Source organism: Xanthomonas hortorum, assembly GCF_024339125.1.
GTDB classification, from domain to species: domain Bacteria; phylum Pseudomonadota; class Gammaproteobacteria; order Xanthomonadales; family Xanthomonadaceae; genus Xanthomonas; species Xanthomonas hortorum.
The window spans coordinates 1,084,592-1,105,601 of sequence record NZ_CP101417.1; the positions used below are offsets into that span (position 1 = coordinate 1,084,592).

Genomic DNA, 21,010 nt, shown 5'->3' on the forward strand with positions numbered 1-21,010 from the left:
CCGGCCTCGCTCTAGCCCAACGGTTCAGCGCGGCGGGCAGCGGAACGCGTTGAAACGCTGGCTGCCATCGGCCGGCTGGCCCTGCGCCTGGACCGTGTTGGCATTGGCGCCGGGGGCCTCGTTGCGTGCCAGCGTCTCCAGCTCTTCCTGCACCCGCAACGGGTTGCGGTTATAGAAGCCGACCTTGCTCTTGACCGACACCACGACCTCGCCCTGCTGCTGACAGCCAGCTGGCACAGGGCCTGCGGGCAGGACCTGCACGCCCTTGCCGCTTTGTTCGATCGGCACCCAGGTGCAGGCCGCGGTGGTAGCGGCAACCAGAACAGACAGCATGAGCACGCGCATAAGTCTTAGACACCTGTGGGTAAAGCCGGATTGTGCCGCAGTTGTCTGCCGGCAATCAGCGCGTGCCGTGTGCCCGCCATCGAGTCATTCAGCGCGCCGAATATCACCTCCATCGCCTTGACGACCTCCCCGCTGCGCTGTCCGCAGGCGCCGCGCGCGTCCGGGTGTCCGGACGCGGACACTGCCGCGAACAAAAAATCCCTTTTAAATCAATGTACTGATGCTGGTACGCCATTTGCTCTAGTTCACCGGCAAGCAGCCCAGCCGTGTCGTGTATCCACCTGAATCTGACTCCCAGCTGAATAAATAAAAAAGCACCAAGAAAATCCTTGCGCACACAGAAACGGTGTACTACATTACTACCACACCACTGCCCACCCACACCAAGAGACCTCGCCATGAAGACCCAGACCCTGCGCATCGCCCTCTCCGCCGCCCTGCTCGCCGGCACCGGCCTGGCCGGTTTCGCCCAGGCCGCCAGCCTGACCACGCTGGACACCGTGCAGGTTCGCCCGGCCGCCGACCAGATCGCCCAGCAGACACTGGAGCGCAGCAGCGACATCCGCACTCTGAGCGCCGTGCAGGTGCGTCCGTCGGCCGAGCAACTGGCCGCACTCGCTGCCGAACAGGCCGGCTCACGCATCGTCACCCTGGCGACCGTCCAGGTCCGCCCCTCGGCCGAACAGCGCGCCGACCTGGTGGTTCGCAGCACCGCCGCCAGTGCACAGACCGCTTCCGGCCAGGCCGCTGCTGCCATCGGCGCGCTGATGGGCCAGGTCATCGTCAACCTGCCGGTGCCGCAGCTGCAGCCGGCGCCGGTCGAGCTGGAAGCGCTGGTCAACGCCACCCTCGGCCTTTAAGCACGCGCGCAGCTACACTTGCGCGCATGTCAGCACCCGTCCTCGATGTCATCCTGTTTCAACCCGAAATTCCGCCCAACACGGGCAATGTGATTCGCTTGTGCGCCAACACCGGCGCGCGCCTGCACCTGATCGAGCCGCTCGGCTTCGACCTCAGCGACAAGCAGCTCAAACGCGCCGGCCTGGACTATCACGAGTACGCAACCCTGCAGGTGCATGCCGACCTGACCACCGCACTGGCCGCAATTGCGCCCAAGCGCGTGTTTGCACTGAGTACGCGTAGCAGCATGCGTTACGACACACCGCAGTTCGCAGATGGCGATGCCTTTTTGTTTGGCCCGGAAACCCGCGGCCTGCCGGCCGATGTACTGGAATCCATCCCGCCACAGCACCGGCTGCGTGTGCCGATGCGACCGGACAACCGCAGCCTCAATCTGTCCAACACCGTCGCGGTCATGGTGTTCGAAGCCTGGCGGCAGTGGGACTTCAGCGGCGGTCAGTAAGTCGCAATGGTCGATACGACTGCACAACTGACGGGCGGCTGATCGCTGCCGGAAAGCGGCGTATCGCGCGCGCCGGTGATGGTTCTGCGCGCAATCCGCACCACTCGATCGTTGCTTGCGATGTTGTGCCTGGGCGCCGCGCTCATGCCACCGCTTCACTGCACCGCTTGCACATCGATCGCTGCCCGCAACATGTCGCGGCAGCCTGCCCACAGCGCCACTGCCAACAACGCGATCGCGCCCAGCGCCAGAAACGCAATGCGATAACCGAAGGCGTGCGCCAGCCAGCCACCGAATGCCGGGCTCAGCGCCGCGCCTACACCTTGCACCGTCATCACTGCGCCCTGACCGACATTGACGCGCCCGGTGCCCTGCAGCAAACGCGCCACCAGCGCCGGCACCACCACGGCCTGCAGGCCGGCACCGAGTCCATCGAGCATCTGCACCGGAAACACGCCCCAGCCCTGGATCAGCGATGCGGCGACCAGCGCGCGCAATGGCAACGCCATGAACGCCACCAGCAACACCCACCAATGTCCGTGCACGCGGATCCAGCGCATCGCCAACAACGCCACCACCACCATCGTGGCCTGCGCCACCACAATCGTGGTGGCCGTCAGCGCACTCGGGTCGCCCGCATGCGCGGCCACGATCGCCATGCCGTAGAGCGGCAACATCGCCGCATTGCCCAGATGGAACAGCCCCAGGGTGACGGCCAGCAACGCCAGCGGTCGGCAGGTCAACAAGACGCGCCAACCACTGAGAGTGTCCGTGCCGTCGGTGTTGCCCAGACCGCGCGCGGCGCGATGATCGATGGCCGCCGACGGAATCAGCCACACCGCCACGATCGCCAGCACGCCGAAGGCTGCGGTGAGCACAAAGATCGCCGCAAACCCGTACCGCCATCCCAGCCAGCCGGCCAACAGTGCGGCCAGCATGTTGCCGGCATGGTTGGCGACCTGATTGCGCGCCAGCTGATGATCGAACCCACGCGCATGCACCAGCCCCAAGGTGATGCCGGTGAGCGCCGGGCCGATACCGGCTGCCGCCAACGCCGAGACGATCTGTGCAGCGACCACACCGGAGGAGCTCGGCCGCAGCCAGATCAGTGCAGTGGCCAGCAGAATCGCCAGACAGCCGACCACCACCACGGCGCGCTTGCGCCGGGTGGTATCGACCAGGGCACCAGCCGGCGTGGTGGCAAGCATCCCGGCGATGCCGCCCACACTCATCACCGTACCAATCGCCGCCACCGACCAGCCCTTGGATTGCAAAAAAACGCTGAGAAACGGCCCCAGCCCGTCCTGCACATCGGCCACGCTGAAATGCAGCGCCTCCAGTGCGCGGCTGCCTCGTGGGCGCGGTGTGCTCATGCGCATCGGCGTTCTCCGTTACACGATGGAAAGCGACTGCGCACGCTGGCGTGCATGGCCGACCCGATTGCGATCGCATCGCGCCAACGCGGCAGCCGCATCGCGGGCACCTAGTGCTTGGGCTTGGGCTTATGTGCACCCGGGCCATGCGGATGCTCGATCTGCTTCAGCGACGCGGCCTTGGCGCCCAACGCATGCGCGTGGATCAGCACGCCGTGCGGCGTCGCCCGGGTATCGCCTTCTGCCACCAGCGCCTTGCCGACGATCAGCTGCTTGGAAAAGTCGGCGCCAGCATGCGGTGGAAACCGCACCGTGACCCCGTCATCCAGCAACACGCCGTGCACTTGCCCGTGCGGGCCGTGCAGCAACCGCGCAATGGTGCCGCTGTGCTGGGTATGTTGCGGCTTGGGTGGCTTGCCGGCAGGCGGTTTGGGCTTGGGTTTGACGTGCGGCCCATGCGGGCCTTCATCGAGAATGCGCTTGCCGCCTTCCGGATCGATCGCCAGTGCAACCAGCATGTCCACATCGCGCGGCTTGAGGCCACGCACGGTCAACGCGCTGCCGGGCTTGAGCGCCGTAAGCAAGGCGGCAGACAGATGCGGCGGCGTTTGCACTTCGGTGCCGTCGGTCAGCAGCAGGCCATCGATATCGGCCTTGGGATTGAGCAGAAAGCGCGCCAGCGTGCCGCGGGTTTCGGGAAGGAAATCAGGATCGACCCAATGCATGAAAGAACTCCAACGAAAGTAGAACCGGCCAATGCCGGCAAGCCGCGCCCGTCGCCACGCATGACACGTGGCAGGAAAGGCGCATAGAGAGGAACGGTGTGAACGCCGCCGCGTGTGCGACGGCGCTGTGGATCAACGCGGCGCCGGAGCCGGCGGTGGCGGTGCGGCCGGCGGGACAGGCGGCGTCGGTGGTGCAGGCGGCACCGGACCATCCGGGCGCGGAGGACTGAACAAGGCGCGCTGCGAGGCACGATCGCGACCCAACTGCGTGGCTTCGATGGCGCGGCCGGCCTTCGTGGCAACACCGAAGCCGCTTACGCTCAGCGGCGCACCGGTGCGCAACAAATCGCCGAACTGCAGCGCCAGATGCGGCGGCATCCGCACCAGCGTGCCATCGCTCAGCAATGCGCCATTGGTCTCGCCACCGGGGCCATAGACCAACCGCTCGATGCGTCCCTCGGCCTGCAACGGCGTCAATGCGGCGGGCGCCGGAGGCGCGGGCGGCATGGCGGCGGTCGTCGGCGGGCGGTCGACCACCTCGCGCCCACCACGCGTGGAACGGATGCTGCTGGCACGTAGCACCGGCAGGCTGCCCAGACGATAACCCTGCACGGTGACCGCATCGCCACGGCGCACGGCTGCCTGCAGTTCGCCGGACAGATGCGGCGCAAACGCCACCTGGGTGCCATCGCGCAACCACAGGCCATCGACCTCGCCATTGGGATTGAGCATGAAGCGCTCGACGGTGCCGGTCACACTCACCGGGGTAGCGGCGACCGGTGCAGGTGGCGCGGGCGGCATCGGCGGCGCCGGTGGTGGCGTGCCAACCGGCGGACGCGGGGAAACCGGTGCGGCCGGCGCTGCAGGAACCTGCGCGGCGGCAGTCGCCACGCTGCAGGCCAGTGCGAAAGCGAGTGCGGTCTGACGAATCATGTGATGTCTCCAGGGCGGCAGGAGCGCCGCTTGCCCTGAAGACAAAGCAGCAATCGTGCCAACGTCGAATGCGTTGTTTTTCAAGGGTTTTGCACATGCAGTTGGACGAATGAGCGTCTGCGTTTCATACACCACTGTCCGCTTTGCAGACACTTTGCAGCCTCGTCATGCATGACTGTGCGAAAGCAAGCACTTTCCCGGCGCAAGGTCTGCTGTGAACATCAGTGGCCAAGCACTGCGTGTGGCAACGGCGGCATGCAATCACCCACATGTGCGCGTGTTGCTGTGCGCGTACTGCATCGCAGCCAAAGCACCGACTACGCCAGTCTGTAAACATCGCATTCGGGCTTTATCGCTGCGACTACTGCAACCCATACTCATCGAGCTTGCGATACAGCAGCTGGCGATGAATGCCGAGCCGGCGCGCGGCTTCGGCGCGGTTACCGCCACTGTGCGCCAATGCGTCCTGGATCATCTGCTTTTCCAGTCGCGCTACTGCCTCGGGCAAGGTGCCTTCCAGCGGCGCCGTCGTCATGGGTTGCTCGGCACTGTGACCAAGCGCCTCGTCCAGATCCTCGGCGGTGATGCTGTGCCCGCGCACCAGCAGTTGACTGCGTTGCATGACATTCCGTAGCTCACGCACGTTGCCGGGCCACGGATAGGCTAGCAGCCGCGCTTGCGCGCCCGGTGACAACGCACGCGCTGCGCCTTCGCCGGTGCGCAGAAAATACTGCGCAAGCAGCACGATGTCCTGCCCGCGTTCGCGCAGCGGCGGCAGCTCGATCGGCACCACATTCAGGCGATAACGCAGGTCGCTGCGAAACTGCCCGGCCGCCACCCACGCGGCCAGATCGCGATGCGTGGCCGCCAGCACGCGCACATCCACCTTCTGCGCGCCGCGGCCACCCAGGGGCGTCACTTCACCTTCCTGCAGAAAGCGCAGCAACTTGGCCTGCATCGGCAGCGGCATGTCGCCGATCTCGTCCAGGAACAAGGTACCGCCATCGGCCTCGCGAATCAGGCCAATGCGGTCGCCGGTCGCCCCGGAAAAGGCGCCCTTGCGATGGCCGAACAATTCGCTTTCCATCAACTCCAACGGGATCGCCGCGCAATTGACCGCCACGAACGCCGCATTCGCGCGTGCGCTGGCACGATGCAAGGCGCGCGCAGCCAGCTCCTTGCCGGTGCCGGTCTCGCCTGTGATCAACACCGGCAAATCGGAGGCTGCCGCCAGCCCGATGCGTTTGTGCACGTTACGCATCGCCGGGCTGTGGCCGACCAGGGCATCGTCGTCTTCAGGCAGCTCGGTCGCCGCGGTATCGGCGTCGGTGTCAGCACGACTTGCCAATGCACGCTCCACCACCTCGACGATATCGGCACGCCCCACCGGTTTGACCAGGTGATCGAACGCACCCAGCGTCATCGCTTCGATGGTGTTGCCGCTGGACGCGTACGCGGTGAGCATCACCAACGGCACCTGACGCGCACGTGCATCGTCCGCACGTGCGCGCAGCACCTGGATCCCGTCCATCCCGGGCATGCGGAAGTCCACGAACGCCAGCTCGATATCGCCCTCGCTCAAGCGCGCCAATCCATCGGCGCCGTTATCGACCGCGATCACCGTATGGCCGAGCGAGCGCAGCGTTGCCTGCAAGGTGGCAAGAAACGCCGCGTCGTCATCGATGATCAGGATGCGCGCCATGGCAGCTCCACAATGAAATGGGTCATGCCGTCGGCATGTACGTAACGCACCTGCCCGCCATGTGCGCGCGCGATCTCGCGCACCAGCGCAAGGCCGAGGCCATTGCCATCGCTGCGACCGCTGACGAACGGCTCGAACAACTGCGCTGCAATGGTGTCGGCAATGGCCGCACCATGATTGGAAACCTGCAGGTGCAACAGGCTGTCGCTGGCGCTGGCTTCCAATGTCACCGTGCTGCCTGCATCGGCGTGCTGCAGCGCGTTACGCAGCAGGTTGTGTACGGCGCGTCCGAGCTGCTGCGGATCGAGCGCCCATTGCAACGGAGTAGCAGGCACGCGCAGCTGTGGCGCAGGCGTGCCTGGCGGTAGCAAGGCCGGATCCAGCAAGGTCGCCAACCAGTCCTGCACCACCACCGTTTCCAACTGCAGACGGATCGGCTGCACCATGCCGAGCAGGCTTTCGACCACCCCATCCAGGCGGCGGATCTGGCCCAGCATCAACTCGCCATGCGTGGCATCGTCCGGGGTGCTCTGCCGGCTGGCGATGTCGTTTTCCACCGCCAAACGCATGGTAGCGATGGGGTTGCGAATCTCATGCGCCACCGTCGCTGTCAGGCGGCCCAGCGCGGCCAGACGTTCGTGCCGGGATAGCTCGTCGGCCAACCGTCGTGTCTGCGCCAGCGCTTGCGCATTACGCTGTGCGTAGTCGCTCACCGCAGCGCCCAACCGATCCAGCTCGGGTGCGCCGGTGACCGGAATCTGCGGGAGCTCGGTATCGGCGGCGAGCGCCTGCTGGATCCGCTGCAGGCGCTGACTCCAACGCCGTACCACCACGCCTAACGCAATCGCCGACACCGCCACCATGGCGAAGATCAGCAGCATGCCGATCACCAACGGCCGCCAGGCATCGGAGGTACTCGCCGGCACTCGCGACATGGTCCATGCGGCGGTGCCCGAGGCCAGCGGGCAGGCGCTAATCAACACCACTTCGCGGCTGCTATCGCGACGAAATTCCACCGCCTTGTTGCCCACCGCACTTTGCCGCGCGGTACTGACAATCGTGGTCCACTCGGCGGCGGGGATATCGGTCTTGTGATCGCTGCCGTCGTAAGTGGGATAGGCATACGCAATGAATCCCTTGTCGAGATTCCACACCCCACCTTCCACGCCGGGCGCATCGGCCAGCACCAACTGCACCACCACCGCCGCCAGCCCGGCGCCGTTGTCGCCACTGCGCGCGGCCTCGCTTGCACCGGCGTAGCGCTGCACGATGCGCGTGCACTGCGTGGTCAATTGCTGGCGCGCTTCATCCAGTCGTACGCCTTCTGTCTGTCGGTACAGGCCATACAACATCGTGGCCACGCCCACGCAGGCGGCAAGGATCACCACCCAGATCAACAGCAATTGGCGCAACAACGAACGAGGCATGCGAAAGGATCCGATGAAGACGTGCAGTGGCGAACGCGGCGATGGCGTTAACGCATATTGGTCTTGACCAGATCGATCACCTCATCGCCGCGCCCGCTCATCACCGCCTTGAGCAGATACAGGCCCATGCCCTTGGCCTGTTCCAACTTGATCGCCGGCGGCACTGCCAGTTCCTGCGTGGCGATGCGCACATCCACCAACGCCGGGCCGGAATGCGCGAAGGCCTGCCGCAATGCACGTTCCAGCTGCGACGACTCATCGACACGGATGCCCAAGATGCCCATCGCATTGCTCATCGCAGCGAAGTCCGGATTGCGCAACTCGGTACCGGTATCCAGATAGCCGGCAGCCTTCATCTCCATCGCCACAAATCCCAGCGAGGCATTGTTGAACACCACGATCTTCACCGGCAGACGCAGCTGCGCCAGCGAGATGAAATCGCCCATCAACATCGCAAAGCCGCCATCGCCAGACAGCGAAATCACCTGGCGGCCCGGAAACGCCGCTTGCGCACCCAGCGCCTGCGGCATCGCATTGGCCATCGAACCGTGATTGAACGAGCCGAGCAAACGGCGTTGTCCGTTCATGCGCAGATAGCGCGCGGCCCACACCGTCGGCGTGCCGACATCGCAGGTAAACACTGCATCCTGGTCGGCAATCTGGCTGATCATCCGCGCCACGAATTGCGGATGCAGCGGCTCGCCCGGGTCTGCCGGCACTGCCAGATCGTCCAGCCCCTCGCGCGCCTTGCGGTAATGCGCAAGCGATTTCTCCAGGAAGTCGCGCTTCTCGCGCCGCTGCAAGTGCGGCAGCAAGGCGGCAATGGTTTCGCCCACATCCGCTGCGATACCCAGTTGCAAGGGCGTGCGCCGCCCCAGCGCGCTCGGGTCGCGATCCACCTGCACGATGGTCGCGTCCTTCGGGTAGAACTGCCGATACGGAAAATCCGTGCCCAGCATGATCAAGGTGTCGCAGTTGAGCATCGCGTGGTAGCCGGAGCTAAAACCGATCAAACCGGTCATGCCGACATCGAACGGGTTCTCCCACTCCACATATTCTTTCCCGCGCAACGCGTGCACGATCGGCGCGCCCAGGGTGTCGGCCAATGCCACCACCGCATCGTGCGCACCCGCGCAGCCGCTGCCGCACAACAGCGTGATCGCCTCGCTTTGCTGCAACAGCTCGGCCAACTGCGCCACGTCTTCGGCAGCCGGCAGCACGCGCGGCTGGCGCAGTTGCGGCCAGGCGCTCGACACGTGCTTGTCCATTTCCAGCAGCGCGATATCGCCGGGAATCACCACCACCGCCACACCTTGCTGCAGGATGGCGGTGCGCATCGCCCGATGCAGCACTTCCGGCAGCTGCGCCGGGTTGGTCACCAACTCCACGAAGTGACTGCACTCGCGGAACAACTCCTGCGGATGGGTCTCCTGAAAATAACTCAGCCCGATCTCGGACGAGGGAATATGCGCGGCGATCGCCAGCACCGGCTGACGGCTGCGATGGCAATCGAACAGCCCGTTGATCAAGTGCAGATTGCCCGGCCCGCAGCTGCCCGCACACACGGCCAGCTGGCCGGTCACCGCCGCCTCGGCGCCAGCGGCGAATGCGGCGACTTCTTCGTGGCGCACATGCATCCACTCGATCGTCTGCATCTCACGCAAGGCATCGGTCAAGCCGTTGAGGCTGTCGCCGGTCACACCCCAGATCCGCTCCACACCTGCGCTCTGCAGCGTCTCGGCCAGAAACCGCGCCAACGTCTTTTTCTTCGCCACGATGCAGCTCCAGAGATGTTCAACAAGCCTGCATGGTCCCAGCCGCAGCGTCAGTACAATGTCCTCGCCTCAATGCAGATAGCAAAAAATCGCTGCAAAACAGGTGCTTCTACACGCGCATCTCACATTGGCGCGAGGTAACTCACACCCCATCACGCTTTGCGTGTGCGCTACACGCGTTGCAGCTTGATGACAAAAACCGGAACTGAACCGGGCGCGATGATTCATGCACCAGTCAGTTCAAAATTCATGTCGCGTTCCATCGAATAACGGAGAATTTACATCTCGGCAGCGAACGGCATCCGCCTCAGCGCCGGCCCAAATCAATAAGTACAGGTATCTCGATCATGAAGACTTCTTTGCTGGCCCTCGGCCTTCTCGCAGCTCTGCCGTTTGCGGCCTCCGCTGCTGAAAACATCTCCTACAACTTCGTCGAAGGCGACTATGTGCGCACTCCGACCGAAGGTCGCGACGCTGATGGTTGGGGCGTGAAGGGCTCCTACGCCATCACCCCGAACATCCACGTGTTCGGTGACTACAGCAAGCAGAACGCTGACGACAACAACAACGTGTTCGAAAGCTCCAACACCGACTTCCAGCAATGGGGCGTGGGCGTGGGCTACAACTACGAAGTGGCCACCAGCACCGACCTGCTGGCGCGCGTTGCCTATCGCAAGCTGGACCTGGACACCCCGAACATCAACTTCGATGGTTTCAGCGTCGAAGCTGGCCTGCGTAACTCGTTCGGCGAGCATTTCGAAGTCTACGCTCTGGCTGGCTACGAAGATTTCTCCAAGAAGCGTGGCATCGATCTGGACGACACCTTCTACGGCCGCCTTGGCGCCCAGGTGAAGTTGAACCAGAACTGGGGCATCAACGGCGACATCCGTATGGATGGCGACGGCAACAAGGAATGGTCGGTCGGCCCGCGTTTCAGCTGGTAAGCCGCACGTTTAACGCAACGCGACTCTCTCTCCCGCGTTGCATTGGAAGCCCGGTCCCACGACCGGGCTTCTTTCTTTTGTGCGATTGGATGATTGCGATGCAGCGCACTCGATCGCTAGATCCCGTGTGTACGGGCTGTTGCGCTGGAACGTAGTGCGCAGCACGTTTACGTGGCTGCGACGCGACAAGCTTTTGCCTTGATGCACGCAACGACAAGTGCGCAAACACTAAAAAGCCCGGCATTGCCGGGCTTTTTAGTGTCTTCACTCCACCACGCGACGCGCGAGGCGCGTTACCAACCAATCAGGTAAACAACGCCTGCGGATACTCGGGCTTGCGCTCACGCGCCAACAGTTCCTTCAATGCGGCTTCCGGTGTGATCTCGCCATGCAATACGGCACGCACCGCGTTGGAGATCGGCAGTTCGATGCCGTGATGCTCGGCCTGGCGCATGACCTCGTCGGCGGTTTGCACCGACTCGACCACCTGGCCGATCTCGCGGATCGCATCGTTCAAGCTCTGCCCGCGCCCCAACGCCAATCCAAGCCGCCGGTTGCGCGACAGATCGCCGGTGCAGGTCAGCACCAGATCGCCCAATCCGGCCAGGCCCATCAAGGTCTCCGGACGCGCACCGATCACCGCCGCCAGGCGCAGCATCTCGTTCAAGCCACGCGTGATCAGCCCGGCGCGTGCATTGAGGCCCAGCTGCATGCCATCGGCCACACCGGTGGCCACGGCCAGCACGTTCTTCATCGCGCCACCGAGTTCGGCGCCCACCATGTCATCGCCGGTATAGGCGCGGAAGGTGGGGCCATGCATGGCATCGGCCACGACCTGCGCGAACGCCGCATCGTCGCCGTGCACGGTGATGGCGGTCGGCAAACCAAGCGTGACTTCCTTGGCGAAGGACGGCCCGGTCACCACGGCCAGTGGCACGCTGGGGCCGAGGATGGCGCGCGCCACTTCGTGCAGGAACCGCCCGGAACCGGGTTCGAATCCCTTGGTCGCCCACGCAACGCCGGCACCGGACGGACGCAACGGTGCAATCAACTGGATCGTTTCGGTGAACGCATGCGAGGGCACCACGACCAGGATCCAGCTTGCATCGGCAACGGCCAGCTGCAGGTCGGTGGTCGCGCGCAGGCTGTCGGGCAATGGAATACCCGGCAGATACCGCACGTTTTCGTGATTGCGGTCGATGGCGTCCACCATCGCCGCATCGCGCCCCCAGAGCACGGTCGGGTGACCGTGTCTGGCGAGCAGCGCGGCCAGGGCCGTGCCCCAGGAACCGGCGCCGAGGACGGCGATCTTGTGCTTCGAATCGCTCATCGGCGCACGCAACGCTTAGGCGTTGCCAGCCGGCTCGGAATCGGCCAGCGAGGTGCCTTCGCCCTGCGAGCGCTGGCGCAGGGTTTCTGCGTACAGGGCTTCGAAGTTGATCGGCTGCAGGTAGAACGGCGGGAAGCCACCGGCCTGGATCAGGTCACTGACCAGGGTGCGCACATACGGGAACAGGATGTTCGGGCACTGGGTGCCGAGCAGCACGTCGATCGCCTGCGGCTCCAGACCGACCAGGCCGAACACGCCGGCCTGCTGCACTTCGGCCACGTAGGCGGTCTTGCCACCGGCGGTGCAGGTCAGGGTCACGGCCAGCACGACTTCGAAGGCATTGTCGTTGAGGCGCTGCACCTTCTGATTGAGGTTCAGCTGCAGCTCGGGCTGGTTGGCGTCATTGAAGACGGCCGGCGCGTTCGGCGATTCGAAAGAAACGTCCTTGACGTAAATCTTCTCGATGGTGAAAGCGGGGCCAGCAGCGGCGTCGGCCGGCGCAACGGCGCCGTTGATGATTTCGTCGGACATTCCTAACTCCAAAAAACGGTTCGGTGGATGCAGCGTTGAATGATGCAGGCGTGAAAGCGCGAGTCTCTCACGCAAGCAATGGGGACTTGCCTGCCGCCGTACAAGGTGAGATCAGGCGCGACCCTTGACCAGCGGCAGCTCGGCGATCTGCCAGGCAGCCACACCGCCATCGAGCCAGTACACCTTCTCGAAGCCGGCCTTCTTGAGCGTCTTGGCCGCCCCTGCCGAGGCGTTGCCGTTACGGCAGACCACCACCACGGGGGAGGCCTTGGCGTTGGCAAGCAATTTGCCGGCCGGGTCGAACTTGGCCAGCGCCACATTGCGGCTGCCGGCGATATGGCCTTTTTCGAAATCGGCGGTGGGCGACAGGTCGATCACCAGCGCATTCTCGCTGTTGATCAAACGGGTCAGCTCGGCCGGCGTGAGTGCGCGATACCCACGGAACAGGCGCGCGACCTCGGTGACGATCAGGGCGATGGTCAGGCCCACCAGGGCCAGCGACAACATGGGGTTGCGGCCGACAAAGGCCTGCAGCTCTTCGAAATTCACGGGGTCAGGGTCGTTCAAGCGGGCGGGAATTGTCGCACAGCTGGCGCACGCGACGGCCAGGGCGCAGCGGTGCGGGCTATTGGCCCTGCCACAGATCGGGCAGGCCGCTGGCCAGCCACCAGCGTTTGCGCTCGGCGTCCCAGCGCCACAGCTCGATGCTGCGCACCAGCCGCTCGGCCTGGGTATTGCGGTTGATCACGCGCAACTCGACCTCGCGGCGCAGGTCGCCGGCGGCATCTTCGCCCACCCGCACCTCGCGGTAGCCGGAGATCTGCACTTGTTCGTAGCGGGAGCGCTCCAGATCGCTGAGCGGATGCGCCAAGGCATACGTGGGTTCGACAAAGCCCTGCGCGGCGTCGAAGTCGCTCCAGCGCACGGCGGCCGTGTAGGCGGCCTGGGTGGTCTCCAGCGCGCGTGCCTGGGCACGGCTGCCGGCACACACCACACCGCTCACCATCGCCAGCCCGAGCAACAGCATTGCCCCCATCACTGCACGCATGCGCATTCCCCTGAAATCCAGCCCGCATCCTACCGTTTTGGAAACGCCACGAAGCGCCCGCTCAGCGTCGCCGCTGCCGCGCCCGACCCCAGCGCAATCTGCGCACGCATGCCGATACGCGCCTTGCCGCGTTGGCGGAAGGTGGCCAGAAACGCATCCCAACTGCCCATCTCGGATGGCTCGGCATTGGCGACCAGGTCTTCGTACACCGGTGCGACGTAGCGCAGCTGGCTGTCGGCCACGTACACATCGGCGCTGTGTCCGGCCAATTGCAGTTGCAGGGTCAGCCAGCCCCAACTGGCCAGCGTCATCAGCGAGGCTAGGCTGCCGCCGAACGCGTTGGCCTTGTCGTTGACGTTGGCCTGCAGCGGCGCACGCAAGCGCAGCGCGCCGTCATGCAAGCCATCGACGGCGATGCCCATCGACAGCACCGGCGGCATGGCAATGAATTGCTGCTGCAGCGACTGCAGGGCGGATGCGAGCGTGCACGAAGGAGTCATCGGCGAAGGCTGAAAGACGGCGAAGGGCGGCATCATGCCGCAATGTTCTGCGAGCGTCTTGTGCACTGAAATACATGCGGTACCGCATGGTAAAACACGTTCAGCGCCGTCTCGTTGCAGGCCTTCGCTATCGCGCCGCTCAGGGCGCGAACACCACCTTGCGATAGCCCTGCGCCACACGCAACAACGCGGTCGCTTTTGCCTTCCAATGCGCACTGCGCTGCTTCTGCGCCTGCGTCAGCGGCGCATCAATGGTGCTGGTGAATACGATCTGCTCCGGGGCGTTGTGGAAGAACTTGTCCTGGATGCAGGCCGCCGGCGAGAGCTGATAGGTGGACAACTGCTGTGCGACCGGCGATTCGTTCCAGCCGAACAGAAAAATATCGGCCATGGTGTGCCAGCGCGCTTCGGCGGCCAGCAACAAGCGTGCCGCATCGCGGCTGATGATCAGCGCGCCGGCGCACACCGGCCAGCAGTGCTGATAGGTGGATGGACGCACCAGGCGCAGCTGACGCCCGCCGATGTCGGCGACCTTGCTATCGAGCTTGATGCGGTTGTAGGACGGCTCCAGCCGCACGATGCTGTTGCCCGCCGGTAGCCACTCGGTGCTGCGCAACAGCGCCGGCAGCGCGTCGGACAGATGCATGTCGTCTTCGAAGATGGCGGTGTAGGCGTCATCGGAGTCCGCCGCGATGCGCCACGCGGCCTGATGGCTCAGAAAGCAGCCGATGTTGGAAGCGGTCCACTTGCGCGGGCCGGTGCTGAAGCCATCCCCGGAACCTTCCAGCGGGCGTTCGCGCACGAAATCGGCAATCTGCTCGGGCGTCAGCGTGGCGCCGTCGAAGGCGGGAATGCGCTCGAACGGCATGCCCAGGGCCTGGAACCGCGCCGACATGGCCTGCAAACGGTCGCTACTGCGTTGCATGTTGATGAGGTAGGACTTGATCACGGCACTACTCCGGCGTGGCTGTCGAGGCGGATCGTGGCCGGATCCACGAGATTTACAAGAGGTTACGAAATGAGACGCCCATCTCATTCATGAACGCCGGCAATATCGCCTGCACACGCTGCTGCGAGTGACGGCATTCCGGTCCGATGAGATCGCCACCGGCGACATCGGCGCGGTGCCATCTTGCCCTGACGCCGCAACGTTCTCGCATAATCGTGAGATGACCCGGCCCACTTCCTCGACCGACACCTGGACCCTGATCTCGCTGCGGCCCAGCGGTGAGCACGCGCCACTGCGGCGGGCCGCCGCCCGGCATGGCGGACGGCTGCTCGCGCTGTCGCCGTGGCGGCTGCAGACCAACGACACCGCACAGGCACGGTCCGCACTGGAGCAAGCGCTGCAGGCACCGATCGCGGTATTCACCAGCCCGGCAGCGGTGCACGCCGCGCAGCGTCTTTCACCGCTGCAGCGGCCAGCGCAGGCGCAATGGGTGAGCGTGGGAGAGGGTACCGCGCGCGCATTGCAGGCCTATGGGATCGATGCAGTGGTGCGCCCTGCGCGCATGGATAGCGAAGGGCTGCTGGCAATGCCACTGTTCGAGCCCCCATTGCAGACAGTCGCACTGATCACTGCGCCAGGCGGGCGCGGCATGCTGGCACCGGCATTGGAGCAGCGTGGCGCCCATGTCCTGCGCGCCGATGTCTATCAACGCGTCGCGCTGCGATTGCGCGCATCGGCCGTGCGCGCCCTGGCCAGGGCACTGCCACGCAGCGTGCTGGCATTGAGCAGCGCCGAAGCGCTATCGCTGGTGTTAGAGCAATTGCCCGCAGCGTTGGTCGATGCCTGGCGACTCCATCCGGTGGCGGCCTCCAGCGAGCGCATGCGCGCATCCGCACATGCCGCCGGCTTCACGCATGTGGTGCGCGCCGCAGGTCCACTGCCCGAGCAATTGGCCGCCGCCGCTGCAGCGATCGTGACACCATCACGACCTTGCTGAACTCCGAATCCATCCAGCGCTTGCGGGCGTCTGCTGCGGCACGCCATGCTGTACCAGATGACTGCGGCGCATGCGCCAGTCGTGACCGCCCGAGGATGTCCCAATGACTGAAATGCCCGCTTCCACGCGACGCTTCCCCGTGGCCTGGCTGCTGCTTGCGGTTGCCGTGGCGGCAGTGGGCGTGGCGCTGTTTCTGGGCTGGCGCGCATGGCAGACCTATCAAAGCGGGCAGCTGCAGGCGGCCCAAGCGCAGCAGCAACGCTGGGATGGCACGCAGCAGATGCTGGAAACCTTGCGCCGCGATCAGCGCCTGGCCAACGAGCGCCTGCAGGATGCCGCAGCGACCAATCGTGTCTTACGCGATGAAATGCTCGGGCTGAGCCAGCGCAGCGCGTTGCTCGAAGAAACCGTACAAAAACTGGCCGATCCCAATCGACATGGCGCGCAGGCGCTGCGTCTGGATGAAGTGGAACTGCTGCTGCGGCTCGGCCAGCAACGCCTGAGTATCGCCGGCGACGCCGACGGCGCACGCCGTGCCTATGCGCTGGCCAATGCCGCACTCAACGGCGTGGACGACCCGGGCTATCTCAATCTGCGCCAGGCGCTGGTGCAGGAACGCGACGCACTGGACCGCCTCGGCGCTGGCCCGCAAGCGCAAGCCGGTCAACTGCTGGACACACTCGCCGCCGATCTGCAGCGCCTGCCGGAACACACCGCGCAAGAGAACGAAGCCGCGCAGCCGTGGTGGCAGAAAGTGCTCGCACCGCTGGTGGACATTCGCCCCAGCCGTGGCGATGCACTGCTCGTCGGCGGCGACCGCAACGCCGCGCGCGATGCCTTGCAGATCGAAGTCAGCCTGGCCCGCGCTGCCGCCGAACGCGGCGATGTCGACGGCTTCGTCCAATCGCTGCGGCGCGTGGACACCTGGACCACCCGGCTGTGGCCGGATTCGCCACAACGTCGCCAGGCCCGTACGCGCCTGCACACCTTGCAACAAGCGCCACTGCGTCCGCGCCTGCCGGAACTGGGCACCACCCTGCTGCAACTGCAGGCCATGCGTGAAGGGAGATCCACCCAATGAAAGTGTTGCGTACCGTCTTGATCCTGTTGGTTGCCGTGGCGCTGGGCGTGCTCGGTGCGCAATGGTTGTCGCATCAAAACAGTTACGACCTGGGCAATGTGGTGGTCAGCGTCGGCGGCAACGACTACCGCGCGGCCATGCCGCAGGCGCTGCTGATCCTGGTCATCGCGCTGCTGGTGCTGTGGCTGGTGTGGACGCTGATCAGCCTGCCGTTCCGGGTCTGGGGCAAGTACCGCCGCAAGAAGGGCCGCGCCCGCCTGATCGAAGGCCTGCGCGCGGCCGATCATGGCCAGTGGCAGCGTGCCGAGCGCCTGCTCGTCACTGCCAGCGAGGACGACGACGTCAGCGGTATCGCACTGGCAACTGCAGTCCGTGTGGCCGATGCGCGCGGCGATGACGCCTCGGCCACTGCGCTGGCCCAGCAACTGGCCGAGCGCGACCCCACCGCACACGCGCTGCTGCAAGGCGAACGACATCTGGCGCGGCAACGCCCGGTCGAGGCGATCAATGCGCTCGATAGTGCCAACGCGCAACCGCTGCCGGCACGCGGGCTGTTGCTGCGCACGCAGGCCCTGGCGCAGATCGGCCGTGCCGACGAAGCCTACGGTCAACTCGGCGCATTGCGTCAGCAAGCGGTGCTGGCACCCGATGCCTACAACGCGCTGGAGGCCACGCTGGCCGAACAGACGCTGTTGCAGGCCGGCGATGCCAATGCCCTGGCAGAACGCTGGGAAGCGCTGCCCAAGCCGCTGCGCACCTATCCGGCCGTGGTCGGCGCCTACGCACAGCGCGCGGCGATTCTGCATTGGGACGATGCGGCCGTACACAGCCTGGAACAGGCGCTGGATACGCAATGGGACGAATCGCTGGTGCGTCTGTACGGCGTGCTGCCGCTGGAAAAATACGACTCGCGCCGCGCCAGTGCGCAGCGCTGGCTCACCCAGTATCCGGACAGCCCGGGCCTGTTGTTGACGATGGCGCGCCTGGCGCGTCACCAACAGCAGTGGTCGCAGGCCGAAGAATTTCTGCATCGCGCCGTGGCCAATGGCGCCGGCAGCGAGGCCTGGGAAGAACTCGGGCATGGCTTCGCGGCGGCAGGCGATCTGCTGTCGGCGCAGCACTGCTATGCCAATGCCCTGCGCGCCGCACGCGGCGAACCGGTGCATGAGGGTTTGCCGCAGCAATCGCTGCGTGGACCGATCGTCTCGGCGTATGCAACACCGCCGGCCGACCCGCTCGCACCGGATGATCGCGTGCTGTAATCGATCACGCTGTCATCGATCACGGCTGATCGATTCTGCGGCGATGTGTGGATTAACTGAAAGGCCCCGGCATGTCCGGGGCTTTTTTTGTTTTGTGGGTCTGAGCGGGAGTGCCACTCCAAACGCTCCCCGGCCTGCGAAGGTCTGCGAAGATCGCGACCCAAGGCCTCGGGATAGGTAATGTCCTGATTCGCAAGATTAAGAGCTTTGCTCTTACGAATCCCCAATCCCAAATGCCTAATCCCGCTGCGCAGCAGCTTAGCGCTCCACGATGGCGACCACGCCCATGCCGCCGGCCGTACAGATCGAAATCAACGCACGGCCGCCGCCGCGTTCTTCCAGCTGCTTGGCGGCGGTGGCCACCACGCGCGCGCCGGTGGCGGCGAACGGGTGGCCGGTGGCCAGCGACGAGCCCAGCGGGTTGATCTTGTCCGGGTCGATGCGGCCCAGCGGCGCATCCAGACCAAGGCGATTGCGACAGTAGTCTTCGCTTTCCCACGCACGCAGCGTGCACAACACTTGGGCGGCAAACGCCTCGTGGATCTCGTAGATGTCGAAGTCCTGCAAGGTCAGGCCCTGGCGCGCCAGCATCTGCGGCACTGCAATGGTCGGCGCCATCAGCAGACCTTCGCCATGCACGAAATCCACCGCCGCCACCTGGGCATCGCGCAGATAGGCCATCGGGGTGTGCCCGTGCGCCAGCGCCCAGGCTTCGCTGGACAACAGCACCGCAGCAGCGCCATCGGTGAGCGGGGTGGAATTGGCCGCGGTCAGCGTGCCGCGGCCGGAAGTCTTGTCGAAGGCCGGGCGCAGCGTGGCGAGTTTTTCCAGCGAGGTGTCCGCACGCAAAATATTGTCGCGCGAGACACCGCGGAACGGGGCGATCAACGAATCGAAGAAGCCGCGCTCATACGCTGCTGCCAGCTTGTGATGCGAGGCCACCGCCCACGCGTCCTGCGAATCGCGCGCGATGTTCCATTCCTTGGCCATGTCCTCGCAGTGGTCGCCCATGCTCTTGCCGGTGCGCGGCTCGGCCACGCCGGGGAACTCGGGCTTGAGCTCGCCGAACTTGAAGCCACGCAGCAGCGCCTTGAGCTTGTCGCCGGTGGCTTTGGCCCGGTTGGCGGCCAGCAACCGCGCGCGCAGCTTCTTGCCGTAGACGATCGGCACTTCGGACGTCGTGTCCGAACCGCCGCCGATGCCCGAATCGATTTGCCCCAGCGCAATCTTGTTGGCGATGGTGATCACCGAATCCAGGCTGGTGCCGCAGGCGCGCTGCAGGGTGATGCCCGGCGTCAGCGGCGACAGGCCGGACGACAGCGCCGCCTCGCGGGCCAGATTCCAGTCCGAGGAGTGCTTGATCACCGCCCCCATCGCCACTTCGCCCAGTTGCTGCCCATGCAGCCCGAAGCGCTCGACCAGCGCGCCCAGCGTGCGCACCGACATGCCCAGGTTGCCCACGTCCGCGTACGCGGTGTTCTGACGACAGAACGGGATACGAACGCCGCCCAAGATGGCGACGGGACGGGCTGCTGGCATCGGTTGACCTGGCATGGAGGACTCGGGGACATGGCCTGCACAGGGCCGGCAGGCATAATGGCCGCAGTGTAGCTTCGACCCCGTGATGGGCCAACCGCGAATCATGAGCAAGACCGAACACGGCGTGACCGCCATGGGTGTGATGGCGCTGGAATTGACGGGCGGCAGCGCCCCCGAGCGCGGCGCCTTGGCGCCCGAGCAGGCCGGCATGCTGGCCGAACGTATCGGCCGCGACCTGGCACAGTGGATCCCGGAGATCCGCGCGCTGGAGCTGAGCGTGGCGATGGCGCATTTCGACCCCGCCGAAGTGCTGCGGCCAGGCTGGCCGCTGCATCGCCGGCTGGAAGAGCTGCAGGCGCGCGCACCAGGACGCGATCAGGGCCCGCGCGTGCTGGCCTTCGGTGCCGATGCGCAGGGCGAGATTCCGTTGCCGTTCCAGGCCGATGCACAACTCACCGGCGGCGGCCTGCGCGTGCTGCCGTTCCTGTTGTCCGGCGATCCGGAAATCGTCGCCACCGTGGCCGATGCGATGGAGGAAGTGCTGCTGGCCCAGGGCATGGCGCAAGCCGACACCGCCTTGCTGGCGCAGGAAAGCTTCGGCGCACGCATCGAACACGCGCGCTATCTCACCGCGAACGATCTGGCGGCGATGATTTCGATGCAGTACGACAATCAAGGGTTGGCGCCGCTATGGCCGCTGATCGAAGCCGCCCTGCTCGCGCCGCACACCGAAGAGTGGCTACAACAGCCGCCCGAACCGGTGCTGCGTTATGTCGACGGCGAAGTGCGTATCGCGCTGTTCGACCCGGCCGGCTGGTGCGATTACTACACCCACGACCGCGAAAACTGCGAGCGTCTGCGCGGCGTCTACGAGCAATACCTCTCACGCCAGCGGCAGATGGCCGCCGTGCTGGAAGCGCATGGGCTGCCAGTGCTGTATGTGCATGTGGAACCGGGGCAGGATCCGCGTCAGGCGTTGGCTGCGTAAGCAACGCATCGGTTACTTTGGACGTTGAACTGTTGGCGCGTACTGGAAAACCGGCGTTTTCAGTGACGGACGTGGCACGCCCCTACGCGCCTTACATCCATGTGCTGAACTGGTCCGTGCACTGAAACCAGCATCAATGCTTGGCAGGTGTGTACCAAACAAATAACGCCGCAGTGATCGATCACTGCGGCGTTTGTT

General features: G+C 65.2%; 22 protein-coding genes. 7 read left to right on the top strand and 15 right to left on the bottom strand.

The window, feature by feature from the left end; translation table 11 throughout:
* Positions 1 to 24: 24 nt before the first annotated feature.
* Positions 25 to 345: a DUF4156 domain-containing protein gene (locus tag NMB96_RS04545; RefSeq protein WP_023902137.1), complete on the bottom strand. Its 321-nt coding sequence runs from the start codon at positions 343 to 345 to the stop codon at positions 25 to 27.
* Between the two features lie 398 nt (positions 346 to 743).
* Between NMB96_RS04545 and NMB96_RS04550 the strand changes: the two genes are divergently transcribed.
* Positions 744 to 1,205: an XAC0231 family protein gene (locus NMB96_RS04550; RefSeq protein ID WP_023902136.1), complete on the top strand. Its 462-nt coding sequence runs from the start codon at positions 744 to 746 to the stop codon at positions 1,203 to 1,205.
* Between the two features lie 26 nt (positions 1,206 to 1,231).
* Positions 1,232 to 1,708 carry a tRNA (cytidine(34)-2'-O)-methyltransferase gene (locus tag NMB96_RS04555; RefSeq protein WP_255086376.1) on the top strand — a complete coding sequence of 159 codons (477 nt, stop codon included), beginning with the start codon at positions 1,232 to 1,234 and terminating at the stop codon, positions 1,706 to 1,708.
* On the opposite strand, the gene NMB96_RS04560 is transcribed toward NMB96_RS04555, so the two are convergent.
* The 7 genes from NMB96_RS04560 to poxB all read right to left on the bottom strand — a co-directional run bounded on the left by NMB96_RS04560 (position 1,702) and on the right by poxB (position 9,625).
* Positions 1,702 to 1,854 (bottom strand): hypothetical protein, encoded by a 153-nt coding sequence (locus tag NMB96_RS04560; protein ID WP_023902134.1) that lies wholly within the window; start codon positions 1,852 to 1,854, stop codon positions 1,702 to 1,704. The two genes, NMB96_RS04555 and NMB96_RS04560, sit on opposite strands and share 7 nt — an antisense overlap.
* A 9-nt stretch (positions 1,855 to 1,863) precedes the next feature.
* A complete protein-coding gene (locus tag NMB96_RS04565) occupies positions 1,864 to 3,087 on the bottom strand; it encodes an MFS transporter (protein WP_023902133.1) in 1,224 nt (407 codons plus the stop codon).
* A gap of 104 nt (positions 3,088 to 3,191) precedes the next feature.
* Entirely contained in the window at positions 3,192 to 3,806 is a 615-nt protein-coding gene (locus NMB96_RS04570; RefSeq protein WP_255086379.1) for a hypothetical protein, read from the bottom strand.
* 132 nt (positions 3,807 to 3,938) lie between these two features.
* Positions 3,939 to 4,739, bottom strand: coding sequence for a hypothetical protein (locus NMB96_RS04575; protein ID WP_023902131.1), 801 nt, complete (start codon positions 4,737 to 4,739; stop codon positions 3,939 to 3,941).
* Positions 4,740 to 5,100: 361 nt separating this feature from the next.
* A complete protein-coding gene (locus NMB96_RS04580; protein ID WP_255086381.1) occupies positions 5,101 to 6,441 on the bottom strand; it encodes a sigma-54-dependent transcriptional regulator in 1,341 nt (446 codons plus the stop codon).
* On the bottom strand, positions 6,426 to 7,868 hold the full coding sequence (locus NMB96_RS04585) for a sensor histidine kinase (protein WP_255086382.1): 1,443 nt from the start codon (positions 7,866 to 7,868) through the stop codon (positions 6,426 to 6,428). The genes NMB96_RS04580 and NMB96_RS04585 overlap by 16 nt, the downstream gene beginning before the upstream one ends.
* Before the next feature lie 47 nt (positions 7,869 to 7,915).
* Positions 7,916 to 9,625, bottom strand: a complete 1,710-nt coding sequence (gene poxB, locus NMB96_RS04590) for a ubiquinone-dependent pyruvate dehydrogenase (RefSeq protein ID WP_183086773.1) — start codon at positions 9,623 to 9,625, stop codon at positions 7,916 to 7,918.
* Between the two features lie 365 nt (positions 9,626 to 9,990).
* On the opposite strand from poxB, the gene NMB96_RS04595 reads away from it, so the two are divergent.
* Positions 9,991 to 10,587: an OmpO family porin gene (locus tag NMB96_RS04595; RefSeq protein WP_023902125.1), complete on the top strand. Its 597-nt coding sequence runs from the start codon at positions 9,991 to 9,993 to the stop codon at positions 10,585 to 10,587.
* A 304-nt stretch (positions 10,588 to 10,891) separates the two neighbouring features.
* Here NMB96_RS04595 and NMB96_RS04600 read toward each other — a convergent pair whose 3' ends face one another.
* The 6 genes from NMB96_RS04600 to NMB96_RS04625 all read right to left on the bottom strand — a co-directional run bounded on the left by NMB96_RS04600 (position 10,892) and on the right by NMB96_RS04625 (position 14,945).
* Positions 10,892 to 11,917 (bottom strand): NAD(P)H-dependent glycerol-3-phosphate dehydrogenase, encoded by a 1,026-nt coding sequence (locus NMB96_RS04600; RefSeq protein ID WP_255086383.1) that lies wholly within the window; start codon positions 11,915 to 11,917, stop codon positions 10,892 to 10,894.
* Between the two features lie 15 nt (positions 11,918 to 11,932).
* Entirely contained in the window at positions 11,933 to 12,448 is a 516-nt protein-coding gene (gene secB / locus NMB96_RS04605; RefSeq protein WP_006451124.1) for a protein-export chaperone SecB, read from the bottom strand.
* Between the two features lie 111 nt (positions 12,449 to 12,559).
* Positions 12,560 to 12,997, bottom strand: a complete 438-nt coding sequence (locus NMB96_RS04610; RefSeq protein WP_023902123.1) for a rhodanese-like domain-containing protein — start codon at positions 12,995 to 12,997, stop codon at positions 12,560 to 12,562.
* A gap of 76 nt (positions 12,998 to 13,073) precedes the next feature.
* Positions 13,074 to 13,496 carry a hypothetical protein gene (locus NMB96_RS04615; protein ID WP_023902122.1) on the bottom strand — a complete coding sequence of 141 codons (423 nt, stop codon included), beginning with the start codon at positions 13,494 to 13,496 and terminating at the stop codon, positions 13,074 to 13,076.
* Between the two features lie 29 nt (positions 13,497 to 13,525).
* Positions 13,526 to 13,996, bottom strand: coding sequence for a YiiD C-terminal domain-containing protein (locus NMB96_RS04620; RefSeq protein WP_043889635.1), 471 nt, complete (start codon positions 13,994 to 13,996; stop codon positions 13,526 to 13,528).
* A 139-nt stretch (positions 13,997 to 14,135) separates the two neighbouring features.
* Positions 14,136 to 14,945 carry a glycosyltransferase family 25 protein gene (locus tag NMB96_RS04625; protein WP_023902120.1) on the bottom strand — a complete coding sequence of 270 codons (810 nt, stop codon included), beginning with the start codon at positions 14,943 to 14,945 and terminating at the stop codon, positions 14,136 to 14,138.
* Between the two features lie 220 nt (positions 14,946 to 15,165).
* Between NMB96_RS04625 and NMB96_RS04630 the strand changes: the two genes are divergently transcribed.
* The 3 genes from NMB96_RS04630 to NMB96_RS04640 all read left to right on the top strand — a co-directional run bounded on the left by NMB96_RS04630 (position 15,166) and on the right by NMB96_RS04640 (position 18,285).
* Positions 15,166 to 15,942: a uroporphyrinogen-III synthase gene (locus NMB96_RS04630; RefSeq protein WP_255086384.1), complete on the top strand. Its 777-nt coding sequence runs from the start codon at positions 15,166 to 15,168 to the stop codon at positions 15,940 to 15,942.
* 103 nt (positions 15,943 to 16,045) lie between these two features.
* Positions 16,046 to 17,023 (top strand): uroporphyrinogen-III C-methyltransferase, encoded by a 978-nt coding sequence (locus NMB96_RS04635; RefSeq protein WP_023902118.1) that lies wholly within the window; start codon positions 16,046 to 16,048, stop codon positions 17,021 to 17,023.
* On the top strand, positions 17,020 to 18,285 hold the full coding sequence (locus NMB96_RS04640; RefSeq protein ID WP_006449201.1) for a heme biosynthesis protein HemY: 1,266 nt from the start codon (positions 17,020 to 17,022) through the stop codon (positions 18,283 to 18,285). The genes NMB96_RS04635 and NMB96_RS04640 overlap by 4 nt, the downstream gene beginning before the upstream one ends.
* A gap of 258 nt (positions 18,286 to 18,543) precedes the next feature.
* On the opposite strand, the gene NMB96_RS04645 is transcribed toward NMB96_RS04640, so the two are convergent.
* Positions 18,544 to 19,839, bottom strand: coding sequence for an acetyl-CoA C-acetyltransferase (locus NMB96_RS04645; RefSeq protein ID WP_043888825.1), 1,296 nt, complete (start codon positions 19,837 to 19,839; stop codon positions 18,544 to 18,546).
* Positions 19,840 to 19,927: 88 nt separating this feature from the next.
* On the opposite strand from NMB96_RS04645, the gene NMB96_RS04650 reads away from it, so the two are divergent.
* Positions 19,928 to 20,812 (top strand): hypothetical protein, encoded by an 885-nt coding sequence (locus tag NMB96_RS04650; RefSeq protein WP_168958636.1) that lies wholly within the window; start codon positions 19,928 to 19,930, stop codon positions 20,810 to 20,812.
* Positions 20,813 to 21,010 lie beyond the last annotated feature (198 nt).

Bases quoted from the DNA above. Each gene is read 5' to 3' on its own strand.
- NMB96_RS04545 (WP_023902137.1), bottom strand. From the start codon at position 345: ATGCGCGTGCTCATGCTGTCTGTTCTGGTTGCCGCTACCACCGCGGCC.
- NMB96_RS04550 (WP_023902136.1), top strand. From the start codon at position 744: ATGAAGACCCAGACCCTGCGCATCGCCCTCTCCGCCGCCCTGCTCGCC.
- NMB96_RS04555 (WP_255086376.1), top strand. From the start codon at position 1,232: ATGTCAGCACCCGTCCTCGATGTCATCCTGTTTCAACCCGAAATTCCG.
- NMB96_RS04560 (WP_023902134.1), bottom strand. From the start codon at position 1,854: ATGAGCGCGGCGCCCAGGCACAACATCGCAAGCAACGATCGAGTGGTG.
- NMB96_RS04565 (WP_023902133.1), bottom strand. From the start codon at position 3,087: ATGCGCATGAGCACACCGCGCCCACGAGGCAGCCGCGCACTGGAGGCG.
- NMB96_RS04570 (WP_255086379.1), bottom strand. From the start codon at position 3,806: ATGCATTGGGTCGATCCTGATTTCCTTCCCGAAACCCGCGGCACGCTG.
- NMB96_RS04575 (WP_023902131.1), bottom strand. From the start codon at position 4,739: ATGATTCGTCAGACCGCACTCGCTTTCGCACTGGCCTGCAGCGTGGCG.
- NMB96_RS04580 (WP_255086381.1), bottom strand. From the start codon at position 6,441: ATGGCGCGCATCCTGATCATCGATGACGACGCGGCGTTTCTTGCCACC.
- NMB96_RS04585 (WP_255086382.1), bottom strand. From the start codon at position 7,868: ATGCCTCGTTCGTTGTTGCGCCAATTGCTGTTGATCTGGGTGGTGATC.
- NMB96_RS04595 (WP_023902125.1), top strand. From the start codon at position 9,991: ATGAAGACTTCTTTGCTGGCCCTCGGCCTTCTCGCAGCTCTGCCGTTT.
- NMB96_RS04600 (WP_255086383.1), bottom strand. From the start codon at position 11,917: ATGAGCGATTCGAAGCACAAGATCGCCGTCCTCGGCGCCGGTTCCTGG.
- secB (WP_006451124.1), bottom strand. From the start codon at position 12,448: ATGTCCGACGAAATCATCAACGGCGCCGTTGCGCCGGCCGACGCCGCT.
- NMB96_RS04615 (WP_023902122.1), bottom strand. From the start codon at position 13,496: ATGCGTGCAGTGATGGGGGCAATGCTGTTGCTCGGGCTGGCGATGGTG.
- NMB96_RS04620 (WP_043889635.1), bottom strand. From the start codon at position 13,996: ATGACTCCTTCGTGCACGCTCGCATCCGCCCTGCAGTCGCTGCAGCAG.
- NMB96_RS04630 (WP_255086384.1), top strand. From the start codon at position 15,166: ATGACCCGGCCCACTTCCTCGACCGACACCTGGACCCTGATCTCGCTG.
- NMB96_RS04635 (WP_023902118.1), top strand. From the start codon at position 16,046: ATGACTGAAATGCCCGCTTCCACGCGACGCTTCCCCGTGGCCTGGCTG.
- NMB96_RS04640 (WP_006449201.1), top strand. From the start codon at position 17,020: ATGAAAGTGTTGCGTACCGTCTTGATCCTGTTGGTTGCCGTGGCGCTG.
- NMB96_RS04645 (WP_043888825.1), bottom strand. From the start codon at position 19,839: ATGCCAGGTCAACCGATGCCAGCAGCCCGTCCCGTCGCCATCTTGGGC.
- NMB96_RS04650 (WP_168958636.1), top strand. From the start codon at position 19,928: ATGAGCAAGACCGAACACGGCGTGACCGCCATGGGTGTGATGGCGCTG.